The sequence below is a fragment of the Curtobacterium sp. MCSS17_011 genome, assembly GCF_003224275.1.
Classification (GTDB): Bacteria; Actinomycetota; Actinomycetes; order Actinomycetales; family Microbacteriaceae; genus Curtobacterium.
Genome location: NZ_QKLE01000012.1, coordinates 1 through 15,356 on the forward strand (window position 1 = coordinate 1; position 15,356 = coordinate 15,356).

Here is a 15,356-nt window from a genome sequence, read left to right on the forward strand (position 1 = left end):
CGACCAGGCACGAGGTCAATCAATAAATTGGCATTGACAATGTGCACGCTGTTGAGTTCTCAAGGACCAGACGCACTTGCTCCTCAGCTCGAGTTCGAGCTTCAGCCACAAGGCTTGTGTTCTTGGCTTGCCACCGGTGATTCGTCGGACCCGGAGGTCCAGTGGCTCATCCCGAGGGGAGAGAACCGGTGGGCTTGTCATCCTAGGCGTCGAAGCGATCCGGCGCAAGGCCTGATCTGAACTTCAGTGGAGGATGGTCCCGCTTGAGGGCCGGCGTGCTCTGGGCTTTCGCTCCAGCCGCTCTGCCGCACCTTTGGGGTGACGAGTAAGAACTATACGCAGCCCTGAGCGGGTGCGCCAAGCCAGCCCCCATCCCGGGCGTGTCGCGTTGTGCAACACGCGTCGACCGGACGCACGAATGCCCGGTTCCACAGGGAACCGGGCATCGCGAGGGGGTCGAGCGACCGGGGTCAACCGAGCGTCACACCGGCGAGGGTCTTCTTGCCGCGACGGAGCACGAGCACTCCCCCGGGCAGGGTGAGGTCGGACAGCGGGGTGGCCGGGTCTTCAGCCCGGACGTTGTTCACGTAGACACCGCCCTGGTCGATCGCGCGGCGGGCTTCACCGAGGGACTTCACGAGTTCGGTCTCCACCAGCGCTCGGGCGACGTCCGCTCCGCGCTCGAGTGTCACGGATCCGGGCAGCTCGGCGATCGCCGATCGCAGGGTCTCCGCGTCGAGGGCACCGAGGTCTCCGTTGCCGAACAGCGCGGCCGCGGCGTCGATCGCGGACCGGGTCGCCGCCACCCCGTGCACGATCAAGGTGACCTCGAACGCCAGGGTCCGCTGGGCTTCGCGCCGGAAGGGTTCGTCCGCGACGGCTCGCTCGAGCCGTTCGATCTCGGCCCGCGTCAGGAACGTGAACTCCCGCAGTCGGGCGATCACGTCGGCATCTGCCGTGTTGAGCCAGAACTGGTACAGCGCGTACGGCGAGGTCATCTCGGCATCGAGCCAGATCGCGTTGCCCTCGCTCTTGCCGAACTTCGTGCCGTCGGAGTTCGTGATGAGCGGGGTCCCGAGGGCGTGCACGGTGGCACCTTCGGCACGACGGATGAGCTCCGTGCCGGAGGTCAGGTTGCCCCACTGGTCCGAGCCGCCGGTCTGCAGCGTGCACCCGTACTGCCGCCAGAGTTCGCGGTAGTCGAGCCCCTGCAGGATCTGGTAGCTGAACTCCGTGTAGCTGATCCCCGCGTCGGAGTTCAGGCGCGCCGCCACCGCGTCCTTCTTGAGCATCGAGTTGACGCGGAAGTACTTGCCGACGTCGCGCAGGAAGTCGATGGCGGACAGCGGGGCGGTCCAGTCGAGGTTGTTCACCAGCCGGACGCCGTTGTCGCCGTCCGGACTGAGGAACCTGGACACCTGGGTCTGCAGTCGGGACACCCACTCGGCCACGGTCTCCGGGGTGTTCAGGGTGCGCTCGGCCGTGGGACGCGGATCGCCGATGAGCCCGGTCGACCCACCGACCAGTGCGAGCGGCTTGTGCCCGGCGAGCTGCAGCCGCCGCATCGTCAGGAGCTGCAGCAGGTTGCCGCAGTGCAGCGAGGGCGCCGTCGGGTCGAAGCCGCAGTAGTACGTGATCGGGTCACCGTCGAGCGCTTCCTTGAGCGCGGCCTCGTCGGTCGAGACCTGCACCAGACCGCGCCACTGCAGCTCGTCCCACACCGAGTCGAAGGCGGGGTCGTTCTGCTGGCGCGTCAGGACGTCTTGAGCGGTATCACTGGACACCCCGCCATCGTAGCGGCGACGGACGTCCGGCAGGCGCTGTCGGCCGGGAGGCCCGGGTCCACTCCGTCAGTCGAGGGCGCCCTTGTGCCGTCGGTACGTCGAGACCGTGGGGTCACCCGTCAGCCAGAAGCGCCAGGGGTACCGCGCCCCGCCGGCGATGCCGCCGACGCCGGTTCGCGGACCGCGCGAGATCCGCGGGACCGCAGCGCCCGCGCCCGGACCGGCCATGGTCTCGGACAGGAGCTCGTCGATCACGTGGGCCGGTCCGGCGGAGGCGATCCGGGCCTCCAGGCCGGGTGCCAGGGTGAGCACGAACGGCCCGGACCCGTCGAGCAGCGAGGTGCCGTCGTCCTCGCCGAGGACCGCGCCGAGCGCACCGCCGAGGTTGCCGGGCCCGCGTGCCAACGCGACCTCCGCGATGGTCGGCCCCCGACGTGCTCGCGCGATGTCGACGCCGTCGACGACCTGTGCACCGCGCAGTAACGACCCCGATGACGTACCAGCGGGCGCGCTCACGACGTTGACGCAGGTGTGGATGCCGTACGAGCGGTAGGCGTACAGGGTTCCGGGCGGGCCGAACAGATGGTGGTTGCGGGCGGTCGGCCCGCGGTGCCCGTGCGATCCCGGGTCGGTGGGGCCGAAGTAGGCCTCGACCTCGGTGATGCGCAGCGTCACGCCACGGCCCTCGATCGTCGCGCCGAGCAGGGCCGGCGCGGCGATCGGGGCGGGCTCGGCGAGCAGGGTGGCGATCCCCTGGGTCATCGCGAGAAGGGCGCACCCTCGGCCAGGTCGCGGACGCGGCGGGTGACGGACCCGAGCTGCTCGGCGACCCGGTCGGGTGCGGTGCCACCGACGCCGGAGCGGGATGCGACGCTGCCTTCGATGGTCAGGACGGAACGGACGTCGGGCGTGAGGTGCTCGGACACTGTGCGGTACTCGTCGTCGGTCGGCTCGTCGAGCTCGATGCCGCGCTCCTCGCAGTACCGGACGAGCGCGCCGGAGACCTCGTGCGCATCCCGGAACGGCACGCCCTGACGGACCAGCCACTCGGCGACGTCCGTCGCGAGCGAGAAGCCCTGCGGCGCGAGCTCGGCCATCCGATCGGTGTCGAAGGTCAGGGTCGCGATCATGCCGGTGAACGCGGGCAACAGGACCTCGAGCGTGGCGACGGAGTCGAAGACCGGCTCCTTGTCCTCCTGCAGGTCGCGGTTGTAGGCCAGCGGCAGCCCCTTGAGGGTCGCGAGGAGCCCGGTCAGGTTGCCGATCAGGCGCCCCGACTTGCCCCGGGCGAGCTCGGCGATGTCCGGGTTCTTCTTCTGCGGCATGATGCTCGAGCCGGTCGAGAACGCGTCGTGGAGCCGGACGAAACCGAACTCCTTCGTGTTCCAGAGGATGATCTCCTCCGACAGGCGCGAGACGTCGATGCCGATCTGCGCGAGGACGAACGCGAACTCGGCGACGACGTCACGGGCGGCGGTGGCGTCGATCGAGTTGTCAGCCGGGCGGTCGAAGCCGAGCTCCGCGGCGATCGCGGCGGGGTCGAGTCCGAGGGAGCTGCCGGCCAGCGCACCGGCACCGTACGGGCTGACGCTCGCGCGACCCGCCCAGTCGCGGAGGCGCTCGAGGTCGCGCACCAACGGCCAGGCGTGCGCGAGGAGGTGGTGGGCCAGGAGCACGGGCTGTGCATGCTGCAGGTGGGTGCGCCCCGGCATGATCGCGTCCGGGTGCTCGGTGGCCTGCTGGGTGATCGCATCGACGAGGTCGATCACGAGTCGACCGATGCGCCGCCCGTGGTCGAGCATGTGCATGCGGCCGAGGGTGGCGATCTGGTCGTTGCGGCTGCGACCCGCGCGGAGCTTACCGCCGAGCTCGGGGCCGAGGTCCGCGATGAGCAGGCGTTCGAGGGCGCCGTGGACGTCCTCGTCGGAATCGTCGGGCTGCAGTGTGCCGTCGGCGTGCGCCGCTTCGAGCCGGTCGAGGCCGGCGAGCATGCGTTCCAGCTCGTCAGCCGTCAGGTAGCCCGCGGTGTGCAGCGCTCGGGCGTGCGCCCGTGATCCCGCGATGTCGTAGGGCGCGAGCTGCCAGTCGAAGTGCGTCGACTTCGAGAGCGCGGCGAGGGCCGCACTCGGGCCGTCGGCGAAGCGGCCGCCCCAGAGGGCACCGGTGTTGGTGGCGTCGGTCTTCTCGTCGGTCATGTCGTCCTGCGTCGTTTCGTCGGTGCTGGGGCGGGCGGGGCTGGCTCGTTCGCCGTGGGTCAGTTGGCCGCATCGCGGCGGGCGGAGATCTTGCTGGGCAGTGACCAGAGCTCGATGAACCCCCTGGACACGGACTGGTCGAACGCGTCACCGGTGTCGGACGTGGCCAGGTCGAAGTCGTACAGACTCTGTTCCGACCGACGGCCCGTCACCGTGGCGCGCCCACCCTGCAGCCGCAACCGGACGTCGCCGGAGACGTGCTGCTGGGTGTGTTCGACGAAGGCGTCGAGGCTGCGCTTGAGCCCGCCGAACCACAGGCCGTCGTAGACCAGGTCGGCCCACTCGGACTCGACGCCACGTTTGAACCGGGCGACGTCGCGCTCGAGGGTGAGGCTCTCGAGCTCCTCGTGCGCGGCGATGAGCGCGATCGCGGCCGGCGCCTCGTAGACCGCACGGGACTTGATGCCGACGACCCGGTCCTCGACGACGTCGATGCGCCCGACCCCGTGCTTGCCGGCGACGGCGTTGAGTTCCTGCACCATGCGCAGCACGCTGAACCGCTGCCCGTCGAGGGCGACCGGGACCCCGCGGTCGAACGTGATCGTGACCTCGTCGGCCTGCTGCGGGAGCGCCGGGTCGAGCGTGGTCGCGTACAGGTCGTCGGCGGGGGCGTTCCACGGGTCCTCGAGGAGACCGGTCTCGACGGCACGGCCCCACACGTTCTGGTCGACCGAGATCGGCTGCCGATCGGACTGCTGGATCGGCAGCCCGTGCTCCTGGGCGTACGCCAGGGCGCGGTCGCGGGTCAGGGCGAGGTCCCGCACCGGGGCGACGGTCCGGAGGTCCGGTGCGATCGCCGCGACGGCGGCTTCGAAGCGGACCTGGTCGTTGCCCTTGCCGGTGGAGCCGTGCGCGACACTGTCGGCGCCGAGCTGCTTCGCCGTCAGGGCGAGGTGCTTCGCGATGAGCGGGCGGCTCAGCGCCGAGACGAGCGGGTACCGCTTCTGGTAGAGCGCGTTGGTCCGGAGCGCCGGCACGATGTACTCGTCGGCGAACTCGTCCTTGGCATCGACGACGAGCGACTCGACAGCACCGCAGTCGAGTGCGCGCTGCCGGACCGCCTCGAGGTCTTCTCCGCCCTGGCCGACGTCGACCACGAGTGCGACCACGTCCTTGCCGGTGGCGTCGCGCAACCAGCCGATCCCGACGGACGTGTCGAGACCGCCGGAGTACGCGAGGACGACGCGGTCAGCCACTGGGGTTCCCTCGGTCGCTAGTCGTTGGCGAGCAGCCACGCCAGCAGCGCCTTCTGGGCGTGCAGACGGTTCTCCGCCTCGTCCCAGATGATGCTGCGCGGGCCGTCGATGACGTCCGCGGTCACTTCGAACCCACGGTCGGCCGGCAGGCAGTGCATGAAGACGGCGTCGTCGGCGGCGTGCGCCATGAGCGCGTCGTCGACGCGGTACCCCGCGAAGGTGTCGAGGCGCGACTGCTTCTCGGACTCCTTGCCCATCGACACCCAGGTGTCGGTGACGACGACGTCGGCGCCGGCGACCGCGGCCACCGGGTCGGTCACGACGAGGACGGATCCGCCCGTCACGGCAGCGCGGTCCTCAGCGTCGGTGACGACCTGGGCCGACGGGGCGAACTCGGCCGGGGCGGCCACGCGCACGTGCATGCCCGCGGTCGCACCGGCGAGCAGGTACGACTGTGCCATGTTGCTCGCACCGTCACCGATGAACGCCACGGTCTGCCCGGCGAGCGTGCCGCGGTGCTCACGGATGGTGAGCAGGTCGGCGAGGAGCTGGCAGGGGTGGAAGTCGTCGGACAGCGCGTTGACGACGGGGACGGTCGTGCCGGCGGCCATCTCCTCGAGCCCGGCCTGGCCGTAGGTGCGCCACACGATCGCCGACACCATGCGCTCGAGCACGCGCGCGGTGTCCGACGGGGTCTCCTTGCCGCCGAGCTGGCTGTTCGCCGTCGAGATGATCAGCGGGCTGCCGCCGAGGTCGGAGACACCGACGTGGAAGGACACCCGGGTACGGGTCGACGACTTGTCGAAGATCACGGCGACGCTCTGCGGACCGGCGAGTGGCTTCTCCGCCCACCGGTCGGCCTTCATGCGGTCGGCGATGTCGAGGATCGCGGACTGCTCGGCCTGGCTCAGGTCGTCGTCGCGGAGGAAGTGGCGGGTCATGCGGTGGGCTCCTGCGTTGCGGCGACGGCCGCGAGGCTCTGGGCGAGGATCGACAGGAACTCGTCGATCTCGGCGTCGGACACGATGAGCGGCGGCGCGATGCGCAGGCTCGACTCGTTGGGGGCGTTGATGATGAGGCCACGCTCGAGGGCGGCGGCGTTGACGGCCGGGCCGATCGGGCCGGTCAGGCCGACGCCGATGAGCAGGCCGGTGCCGCGGACCTCTTCCACCAGCGGTGAGCCGATGGCGCGGATGCCGTCACGGATCCGTTCGCCCTTGACGACGGCACCGGCGACGAGGTCGGCGCGCTCGATCTCCTCGAGCACGGCGTTGGCGACACGGGTGCCGAGCGGGTTGCCGCCGAAGGTCGAACCGTGCTGCCCGGCCGAGAACAAGTCGGAGGCCCAGCCGAACGTGACGAGGGCGCCGATCGGGAACCCGCCGGCGATGCCCTTGGCGACGGTGATGGCGTCCGGCGTCACACCGTGGCCCTGGAACGCGAACCAGTTGCCGGTCCGGCCGACACCCGTCTGGATCTCGTCGAGGACCAGCAGTGCGCCGTGCTGCTCGGTCAGGCGTCGTGCCGCCAGCAGGAACCCCTCGGGCAGGTCGACCACGCCGGCCTCGCCCTTGATGGGTTCGAGGACCAGGGCTGCGACGGTGTCGTCGATCGACGCTTCGAGCGCCTCGATCGAGGTATCGATGTGCTCGACGCCCGGGATCATCGGCAGGAAGTCCTGTTGCAGCGCTGGCTTGCCGGTGAGCGCGAGCGCGCCCATGGTGCGGCCGTGGAAACCCTGCTTGAGCGCGAGGATCCGCGTCTTCGTGCCGTCCGCACCCCTGTTGAGACGGGCCAGCTTGAACGCTGCCTCGTTCGCCTCGGCGCCGGAGTTGCCGAAGTACACACGGCCTGCGTCGCCCGCGCCGCTGATGCGCTTGAGGCGCTCGGCGAGTTCGAGCTGCGGCGGGGTGGCGAAGTAGTTCGACACGTGCACGAGCTTCGCGGCCTGGTCGGCGATCGCCTCGACGAGGGCGGGGTGCGCGTGGCCGAGCGAGTTCACCGCGATGCCGGCGAGGAAATCGAGGTACTCGTTGCCCTCGACGTCCCAGACGCGGCAGCCCTGGCCGCGCTCGAGCATGATCTTCGGCGGGGTCAGGGATCGCATGAGCGACGCCCCGAACCGGTCGTTCCAGGTCTCGGTCTGCGTCTCGGTGCTCACTGCTGGTGTCCCTTCTCGTCCGTACCCGCCACGTGCTGGCCGGTACTGCTGTCGATCGACGGTGACGCCACGCGTCGGCCGATCTCGGCGTGGGTCATCTGGTTCTCGGTTCGTCGGCTCGGGTCCGGGATCACCTCGGTGCCCGCACCCCGCAGGGTGAAGACCTCGAGCAGGATCGAGTGCGGGATCCGGCCGTCGATGATCGTCGCGCCGCCGACCCCGCCGACCACGGCGTCGAGGCACGCGGTCATCTTCGGGATCATCCCCGACGCAAGGCTCGGCAGGAGTTCGCGGAGCTCGTCGACCGCGATGAGGTCGACGATCGAGTCACGGTCGGGCCAGTTGCGGTACAGCCCGGGGACGTCGGTGAGCATCATGAGCTTCGAGGCCCGGAGCGCGATCGCCAGGGCTCCGGCCGCCGCGTCCGCGTTCACGTTGAGAGCCTGGTCGGGGTGCGCGTCGTCGATCGCGATGCTCGAGACGACCGGGATCCGGCCGGCCTCGATCGCGGCGAGCACACCGGACGGATCGACGTGGGTGATGTCCCCGACGTGGCCGAGGTCGTACTCCTGCCCGTCGACGACGACGCCCTTCTTCTCGCCGGTGAACAGCGAGCCGCCGTCGCCGAACACGCCGACGGCCAGGCCCTCGCCGTGTTCGTTCACCAAGTCGACGATCTCGCGGTTGACCTCGCCGGCCAGGACGTCTCGGACGACGGTGATCGCCTCGGTCGTCGTGACGCGGTAGCCGCCGCGGAACTCGGACTCGATGCCCTGTTCCTTGAGCGCGGCGGAGATCTGCGGGCCACCGCCGTGCACGACGACGGGGTGCAGGCCGGCGTAGCGCAGGTAGACCATGTCCTCGGCGAAGGCGCGCTTCAGGTCCTCGTTCACCATGGCGTTGCCGCCGAACTTGACCACGACGACCTTGCCGGAGAACCGCTTGAGCCAGGGCAGCGACTCGATGAGCGTCGCGGCCTTGACCGCGGCGAACTCGTGTTCTTCTTCCTTCGTGAGGGGCGTGCCGGCCCCGTTCGTGTCGGCCGCCATCAGCTGGAGTACGCGCTGTTCTCGTGCACGTAGTCGTGCGTGAGGTCGTTGGTCAGGATCGTGGCCGAGTGCGTGCCGACGGCGAGGTCGATGCGCACGTGGGTGTCGCGCGGGGTGAGGTCGACGGTGTCGCTCGGCTGGTCGGGCGCCCCGGCGTGGCAGACCCGGACGCCGTTCATGCTGACGTCCACCGCGTACGGGTCGAACTCGGCGTCGGTGGTGCCGATCGCTGCGAGCACCCGGCCCCAGTTCGGGTCGTTGCCGAAGACGGCCGCCTTGAACAGGTTGTTCCGGGCGACGCTCCGTCCGACGGTCACGGCGTCGTCCTCGGTCGCGGCGTGCACGACCTCGATCGCGATGTCGTGGCTCGCGCCCTCGGCGTCCTGCTGCAGCTGGCGGGCCAGATCGGCGCAGACCGCGGTCAGGGCTTCCTGGAAGTCACCGACCTCGGGCGTCACGCCACTCGCACCCGACGACAGCAGCACGACGGTGTCGTTCGTGGACATGCAGCCGTCGGAGTCGACCCGGTCGAACGTGATGCGGGTGGCGGCACGGAGCGCCTGGTCGAGCTGGTCCGGCGTCTGCACGGCGTCGGTCGTGATGACGACGAGCATCGTCGCGAGGCCCGGTGCGAGCATCCCGGCGCCCTTGGCCATGCCGCCGACGGTCCAGCCGTCCTCGGTCACGACGGACTGCTTGGCCTTCGTGTCCGTCGTCATGATCGCGGTCGCCGCGTCCGGACCGCCGTCGCTGCTGAGTGCCGCACTCGCCAGGTCGACGCCACGGAGCACGTTGTCGCGGAAGGTCTGGTCGCCCACACCGATGAGCCCGGTGGAGCAGACGACGACGTCGCCGGCTCCGATCCCGAGGGCGTCGCCCACGGCTTCGGCCGTCAGGTGCGTGGTCTGGAAGCCGAACGGGCCGGTGAAGCAGTTCGCGCCGCCGGAGTTCAGGACGACGGCACGGGCGACGCCGTCCCCGACGACCTGGCGGGACCAGATGACGGGGTGCGCCTGGGCTCGGTTGCTGGTGAAGACGGCGGCCACGGCCGCGTCGGGGCCGTCGTTGACGACGAGGGCCACGTCCGGCTTGCCGCTCGTCTTGAGGCCTGCGGTGACACCGGCGGCGCGGAAGCCCGCTGCCGCGGTGACACCCTGGAGGCCCGGCTCGGTCTGGGTGGTCGTGCCTGCGTCGGTCATGGTGCGACTCCGTCCACGCTGAGGCCCGTGGTCTCGGGGAGACCGAGGGCGATGTTGGCCGACTGGACGGCGGCGCCCGCCGTGCCCTTGGCGAGGTTGTCGAGGGCAGTCACGGCGACGACACGGCCGGCGGCCTCGTCGACCGCGATGCCGACGAGCGCGGTGTTCGCGCCGATGGTGTCCGCGACGCGGGGGAACTCGCCCTCGGGCAGCAGGTGCACGAATGGTTCGTCGGCGTACGCCTGCTCCCAGGCGAGCCGGACGTCCCGTGCGCTGACACCGGGCGAGAGCTTCGCGGTCGTGGTCGCCAGGATCCCCCGTGACATCGGGACGAGGACCGGCGTGAACGAGATCGTGACGTCGGAGGCTCCCGCGACCTGCAGGTTCTGCTGGATCTCGGGGACGTGCCGGTGCGTGCCCCCGACGGCGTACGCGCTGGCGGACCCCATGATCTCGGAGGCCAGGTAGGTGGTGCTGAGCTTCTTGCCGGCACCGCTCGGCCCGACGCTGAGCACCGCGACGAGGTCGTCCGACTCGACGAGGCCCGCCTGGATGCCCGGCTGGATGCCGAGCGTGACCGCGGTGACGTTGCAGCCGGGGACCGCGATGCGCTTCGTACCGACCAGGGCGGAACGCTGCTTGCCCTGCGACGCGATGTCGTCGACGTCACGCCATTCCTCGGCCGATCCGGGGGTGGGCGCCGCGAGCAGGAGCTCCGGCAGGCCGTAGGTCCACGCGCCGAAGTAGTCGCCGCCGTAGAACCGATCCCACGCCGCCGGGTCCGTCAGACGGTGGTCCGCGCCGCAGTCGATGACGAGCGCGTCGTCGCCGAGTTCCGCGGTGATCGCACCCGACTGGCCGTGCGGCAGCGCCAGGAAGACCACGTCGTGCCCGCGCAGCGTCTCGGCCGTCGTCTCCGCCAGGGTCAGGTGCGACAGCGAACGGAGGTGCGGCTGCGTCGCGATCAGGGGCTGTCCGGCGTTCGAGAACGCCGTCACCGTCCTGACCTCGAACTCGGGGTGGGCGGAGAGCACGCGCAGGAGCTCACCACCCGCGTAGCCGGAGGCTCCCGCCACGGCGACGGATACGGACATGGGATTCCACCTTTGGTCGGACTGGTCGTCGAGAGAGTCGGAGGCGGCGACCCCGGGCGGTGCTGATCCCGTGTGGGTCAGTCGCGCAGGGTCGCCCCGAATCGCTCGCCGGCACGTCGGACAGCGCCGTCACGGGCCTCGGTGGCCTCGGCAGCGGTCAGGGTGCGGTCCGTGGCACGGAAGCGCAGGGCGAACGTCAGGGACTTCTGTCCCTCGTCCACGCCGGAGCCCCGGTAGTCATCCACGAGCCGAGCATACTCCAACAGGTCTCCGGCGCCAGAGCGCACCGCATCCAGCACGTCACCGGCCGGCACGTCGGCGTCGACGACGAGGGAGAGGTCCTGCGTGGCTGCCGGGTAGGAGACGATCGGCGCGACCGCGACGAGTTCCGGGGCCGCGGCGACCAGTGCGTCGAGGTCGAGCTCGACGACCGCCACCACGCGGGGCAGGACGGCGGCCTCGGCCAGTTCGGGCAGGAGCTCTCCTGCGAGGCCCACGACCGAGCCGCCGACGAGCAGCGACGCGGCACGGCCCGGGTGCAGGGACGGGTGGGTCGTCTGCGCGACGGTCAGTTCCACCCCGACGGCCCAGGCGACCTGGCGGGCCGCGTCGATCGCGTCGGCGATGCCGAACGGTTCTGCCGTGGTGCCGGGCTGCTTGACGACCCGGTGGCCGGCGAGCAGTGCGGCGACGTGGAAGGGCTGGGCGGGCAGCGAGGCGTCCAGCGCCTCGAGCGTTGCGCGGTCGGGCCGGGCGGCGCCCGCCGGGACCTCGTCGGTGCCGAGCGTCACGCCCGTCACCGGCAGGAACACCCGGGACGTCTCGTAGAGCGCGACGTCGACGAGCCCGCGCGACACGTTGCGACGGGCGGCGTCGACCAGGGCCGGCACGCCGCTGCGGCGCAGGAGGTTCTGCTCGCTGTCCAGGGCGTTGGCGAGCACGACGCTCGGTCCGCCCTGCGGGTCGATCCCCGGGTAGGCGTCCTGCGTGGCCGCCGACACGAACGGTGCCGTGACGACCTCGGTCAGGCCCGCCGCGGCCAGCGCCGAGGCAACCCGACGACGAGCCTGCTGATGCCGGGTCAGGCCCCGACCGGGCGGAGCGACCGGCAGCACGCTCGGGATCCGGTTGTAGCCGACGATGCGCGCGACCTCTTCGACGAGGGTGGTGTCGTCGGTCAGGTCGGGGCGCCAGGTGGGCGGGGTGACCGCGAGCTGCTGACCGTCGGCCTGGACCGTGGCGCCGACCGCACGGAGCGTGTCGATGACCTCGGCGTCGGTGTACTCGACGCCGACGAGCTCGGCCGGGCGGGAGAGTCGCATCGTCACGGTCGCCCGCGGCTCGGTGTCGACGAGCGTCGACCCGAGGGCGTCAGCGGTGCCGCCGGCGAGCTCGACGAGGAGCTCGACGGCACGGTTCGCCGCGGCCTCGGCCACCTGCGGGTCGACCCCTCGCTCGAAGCGACGGGATGCCTCGCTGGGGAGCTTGTGGCGACGAGCGGTGCGGGCGATGGAGACCTGGTCGAACCCGGCGGCCTCGATCAGGACGTCGGTCGTGCCCGCCGAGATCTCGGTGCGGGCTCCGCCCATGACACCGGCGAGGCCGACGGGACCGTCGTCGTCGGTGATGACGAGGTCTTCGGGGTCGAGCTTCCGGACGGTGCCGTCGAGGGTCTCGAGCGTCTCGCCAGCGGTCGCGCGGCGCACGCCGAGGCCGCCCGCGATGGTCTGCAGGTCGTAGCCGTGCAGCGGCTGGCCGAGCTCGAACATGACGTAGTTCGTGATGTCGACGGGCAGTGAGATGGAGCGCACGCCAGCCAGGGACAGGCGCGACACCATCCAGGACGGTGTCTTCGCGGCGGGGTCGATCCCCCGGACGACACGTGTGACGAACGTCGACGCTCCGACACGACCCCGGATCGGGGCCTGGTCGTCGATCGTGACCCGGAACCCCTCGGCCGAACGCGGTGCGACGCGGCCGACCGGGTCGTGGAAGGTCGCTCCGGTGGCGTGCGCGTACTCGCGAGCGACCCCGCGCATGCTGAGCACGTACCCGCGGTCCGGCGTGACGTTGATCTCGACCGCGGCGTCGTCGAGGCCGAGGAGCGCGATCGCGTCGGCGCCGACCGACGGATCCATGCCGAGGTCGGCGAAGCGCAGGATGCCGTCGTGCTCGTCGCCCAGCCCGAGCTCGCGGGCCGAGGCGATCATGCCGTCGGACACGTGCCCGTAGGTCTTGCGGGCGGCGATCGGGAACGGCCCGGGCAGGACTGCGCCGGGCAGCGTGACGACGACGAGGTCGCCGACGTCGAAGTTGTGCGCGCCGCAGACGATGCCGCGGGGTTCGGCTTCGCCGACGTCCACCTGGCACCAGTTGATGGTCTTGCCGTTCTTCTGCGGCTCGGGGACGCGCTCGAGGACCCGACCGACCACGATGGGTCCGGTCAGATCGAAGGTGTGGACGTCCTCTTCCTCGAAGCCGACCGACACGAGCGCCGCGTGGACGTGCTCGAGGGTGACGTCGTCGGGGAGGTCGACGGACTCACCGAGCCAACGGAGTGGGACGCGCATCAGACCACCGTTCCGAACTGCTGCGAGAAGCGGATGTCGCCCTCGAGGAAGTCACGCATGTCGTTCAGGCCGTTGCGGAACTGCAGTGTCCGCTCGATGCCCATGCCGAACGCGAAGCCCTGGTACTCGTCCGGGTCGATGCCGGCGGCACGCAGGACGTTGGGGTTGACCATGCCGCAGCCACCCCACTCGACCCACCGCGCGCCACCCTTGGCGTTCGGCTGCCAGACGTCCATCTCGGCGCTGGGCTCGGTGAACGGGAAGTAGTTCGGGCGGAGCCGGATCTGCGCCTCGGCGCCGAACATCTGCCGGGCGAAGTGCTCGAGCGTGCCGCGCAGGTGCGCCATCGTCAGGCCCTTGTCGATCGCGATGCCCTCGACCTGGGTGAAGACCGGCAGGTGCGTGGCGTCGAGCTCGTCGGCACGGTAGACGCGACCCGGCGCGATGACGTACAGCGGGAGGTCACGCGACAGCAGCGACCGCACCTGCACCGGCGAGGTGTGGGTGCGCATGACCAGGTGCCGGTCGACGGGCTCGACGAAGATCGTGTCCGCCATGGCCCGGGCCGGGTGGTCCTGGTCGAAGTTCAGCGCGTCGAAGTTGAACCACTCGTGCTCGAGCTCGGGGCCTTCCGCCACTTCCCACCCCATGCCGACGAAGATGTCGGCGACGGCTTCGTTCAGCAGCGAGAGCGGGTGGCGGGAGCCGGTTGCGCGGTGGACCGGCAACGCGGTGACGTCGACGCGCTCGGCTTCGAGCCGTGCGCGCTCCTCGGCCACCGCGAGGACGGATTCCTGCTCGGCGATCGCCGCGTTCACCCGCCCGCGAGCCTGCCCGACGAGCTTGCCCGCCGCGGCCTTCTGCTCCGGCGGCACACTGCGCATCGATGCGTTCATCCGCGCCAACGGTGACTGCTCACCGGTGTGCTCGGCCCTGGCCTGCTTCAGTTCGGCGACCGTCGTCGTGGCACGGACGGCGGCGAGGGCCGCGTCCACCGCGTCGGCGACGGCCGATTCGCTGATCTCGAGAGGTTCTGACACGAGACCCAAGCCTACCGGCCGTCGGGATACCACCCACCTGCACCGAGCGGACGGTGGATGGTCGGTACCGACGACCGGTCTGTTGAGGAGTGTCAGCTCCGGAGCGCGAAGGCCGACTCGTACAGGCACACCGACGCAGCGGTGGCGAGGTTCATCGACTCCGCCTGCCCGTAGATCGGCACCTTGACGGCCCGGTCGACGAGCGCCAGGTCGTCGGCGGTGAGTCCGCGGGCCTCGTTGCCGAAGACCCACGCGGTCGGTCCGTCGAGCATCCCCTCGGCGCGGACCACCGGCAGGTCGTCGCCGGAGACGTCCGCCGCGAGCACCGTGTACCCGAGGGCCTTCGCCCGCTCGATCGTGTCGGCCAGGGTCACGCCGACGGACACCGGGACGTGGAACAGCGACCCGGTCGTCGAGCGGACGACCTTCGGGTTGTACGGGTCCACCGACCGGCCGGTCAGCACCACCGCGTCGGCACCGGCCGCGTCGGCGGCCCGGATGATCGTGCCGGCGTTCCCCGGATCCCGCACCTCTTCGAGGATGGCGACCAGTCCGGGCAACGCTGCCTGCTCGTCGGACGCACCACGGGCCTCCCGGCCGGCGGCAGACGCAGCACGGTCGGGGAAGACGTCCTTCACCGACGTCGGGAACTGCTGACACACCGCCACCACGCCCTGGGGGGTGACCGTGTCGGCCATGGCGTCGAGCACCTGCTCGGTCACGAACCAGGTGTCCACCGGCGCGTCGTCCAGCGCGTAGCGGGCAGCGGCGGTCGGCGTGACGTAGAGCTCACGCAGGAGCTCCGGGGCGTACTCCAGCGCTTCGCGGACCGCTTGGGGCCCTTCCAGCAGGAACAGGCCGGTCTCGGCCCGGACGTCCTTCTTGGCCAGGGCCGCAACGGCCTTCACACGTCCGGCACGGGGGTTCTCGAGGAGATCGCTCACGGGACAAGTCTAGGAACGACGAAACCCCCGCCGTGCGGCGGGGGTTTCGCGAGCAGAAGAACTG

12 protein-coding genes are annotated in these 15,356 nt (G+C 70.8%); all 12 read right to left on the minus strand.

The features are described from left to right. Nucleotides 1-470 precede the first annotated feature (470 nt). Nucleotides 471-1,784, minus strand: coding sequence for a tyrosine--tRNA ligase (gene tyrS, locus DEJ17_RS09895; protein ID WP_110893482.1), 1,314 nt, complete (start codon nt 1,782-1,784; stop codon nt 471-473). 66 nt (nt 1,785-1,850) lie between these two features. Further along, a complete protein-coding gene (locus DEJ17_RS09900; protein WP_110893484.1) occupies nt 1,851-2,546 on the minus strand; it encodes a DNA-3-methyladenine glycosylase in 696 nt (231 codons plus the stop codon). Beyond that, a complete protein-coding gene (gene argH / locus DEJ17_RS09905; protein ID WP_110893486.1) occupies nt 2,543-3,979 on the minus strand; it encodes an argininosuccinate lyase in 1,437 nt (478 codons plus the stop codon). Before argH ends, DEJ17_RS09900 begins: the two co-directional genes overlap by 4 nt. A gap of 59 nt (nt 3,980-4,038) precedes the next feature. Continuing rightward, on the minus strand, nt 4,039-5,235 hold the full coding sequence (locus DEJ17_RS09910; protein WP_110893488.1) for an argininosuccinate synthase: 1,197 nt from the start codon (nt 5,233-5,235) through the stop codon (nt 4,039-4,041). A 17-nt stretch (nt 5,236-5,252) separates the two neighbouring features. Further along, nucleotides 5,253-6,176 (minus strand): ornithine carbamoyltransferase, encoded by a 924-nt coding sequence (gene argF / locus DEJ17_RS09915; protein ID WP_110893490.1) that lies wholly within the window; start codon nt 6,174-6,176, stop codon nt 5,253-5,255. Further along, on the minus strand, nt 6,173-7,396 hold the full coding sequence (locus DEJ17_RS09920) for an acetylornithine transaminase (RefSeq protein ID WP_110893492.1): 1,224 nt from the start codon (nt 7,394-7,396) through the stop codon (nt 6,173-6,175). Before DEJ17_RS09920 ends, argF begins: the two co-directional genes overlap by 4 nt. Then, nucleotides 7,393-8,445, minus strand: coding sequence for an acetylglutamate kinase (gene argB / locus DEJ17_RS09925; RefSeq protein ID WP_110893494.1), 1,053 nt, complete (start codon nt 8,443-8,445; stop codon nt 7,393-7,395). Before argB ends, DEJ17_RS09920 begins: the two co-directional genes overlap by 4 nt. Further along, nucleotides 8,445-9,644, minus strand: a complete 1,200-nt coding sequence (gene argJ / locus DEJ17_RS09930) for a bifunctional glutamate N-acetyltransferase/amino-acid acetyltransferase ArgJ (protein ID WP_110893497.1) — start codon at nt 9,642-9,644, stop codon at nt 8,445-8,447. The genes argB and argJ overlap by 1 nt, the downstream gene beginning before the upstream one ends. Continuing rightward, entirely contained in the window at nt 9,641-10,738 is a 1,098-nt protein-coding gene (locus tag DEJ17_RS09935) for an N-acetyl-gamma-glutamyl-phosphate reductase (RefSeq protein WP_110893500.1), read from the minus strand. Before DEJ17_RS09935 ends, argJ begins: the two co-directional genes overlap by 4 nt. A gap of 77 nt (nt 10,739-10,815) precedes the next feature. Continuing rightward, a complete protein-coding gene (gene pheT / locus DEJ17_RS09940; RefSeq protein ID WP_110893502.1) occupies nt 10,816-13,308 on the minus strand; it encodes a phenylalanine--tRNA ligase subunit beta in 2,493 nt (830 codons plus the stop codon). Continuing rightward, nucleotides 13,308-14,348 carry a phenylalanine--tRNA ligase subunit alpha gene (pheS, locus tag DEJ17_RS09945; protein ID WP_027466550.1) on the minus strand — a complete coding sequence of 347 codons (1,041 nt, stop codon included), beginning with the start codon at nt 14,346-14,348 and terminating at the stop codon, nt 13,308-13,310. The genes pheT and pheS overlap by 1 nt, the downstream gene beginning before the upstream one ends. Nucleotides 14,349-14,440: 92 nt before the next feature. Beyond that, complete coding sequence (locus DEJ17_RS09950) at nt 14,441-15,292, minus strand: RNA methyltransferase (protein ID WP_110893504.1); 852 nt, start codon at nt 15,290-15,292, stop codon at nt 14,441-14,443. Nucleotides 15,293-15,356 lie beyond the last annotated feature (64 nt).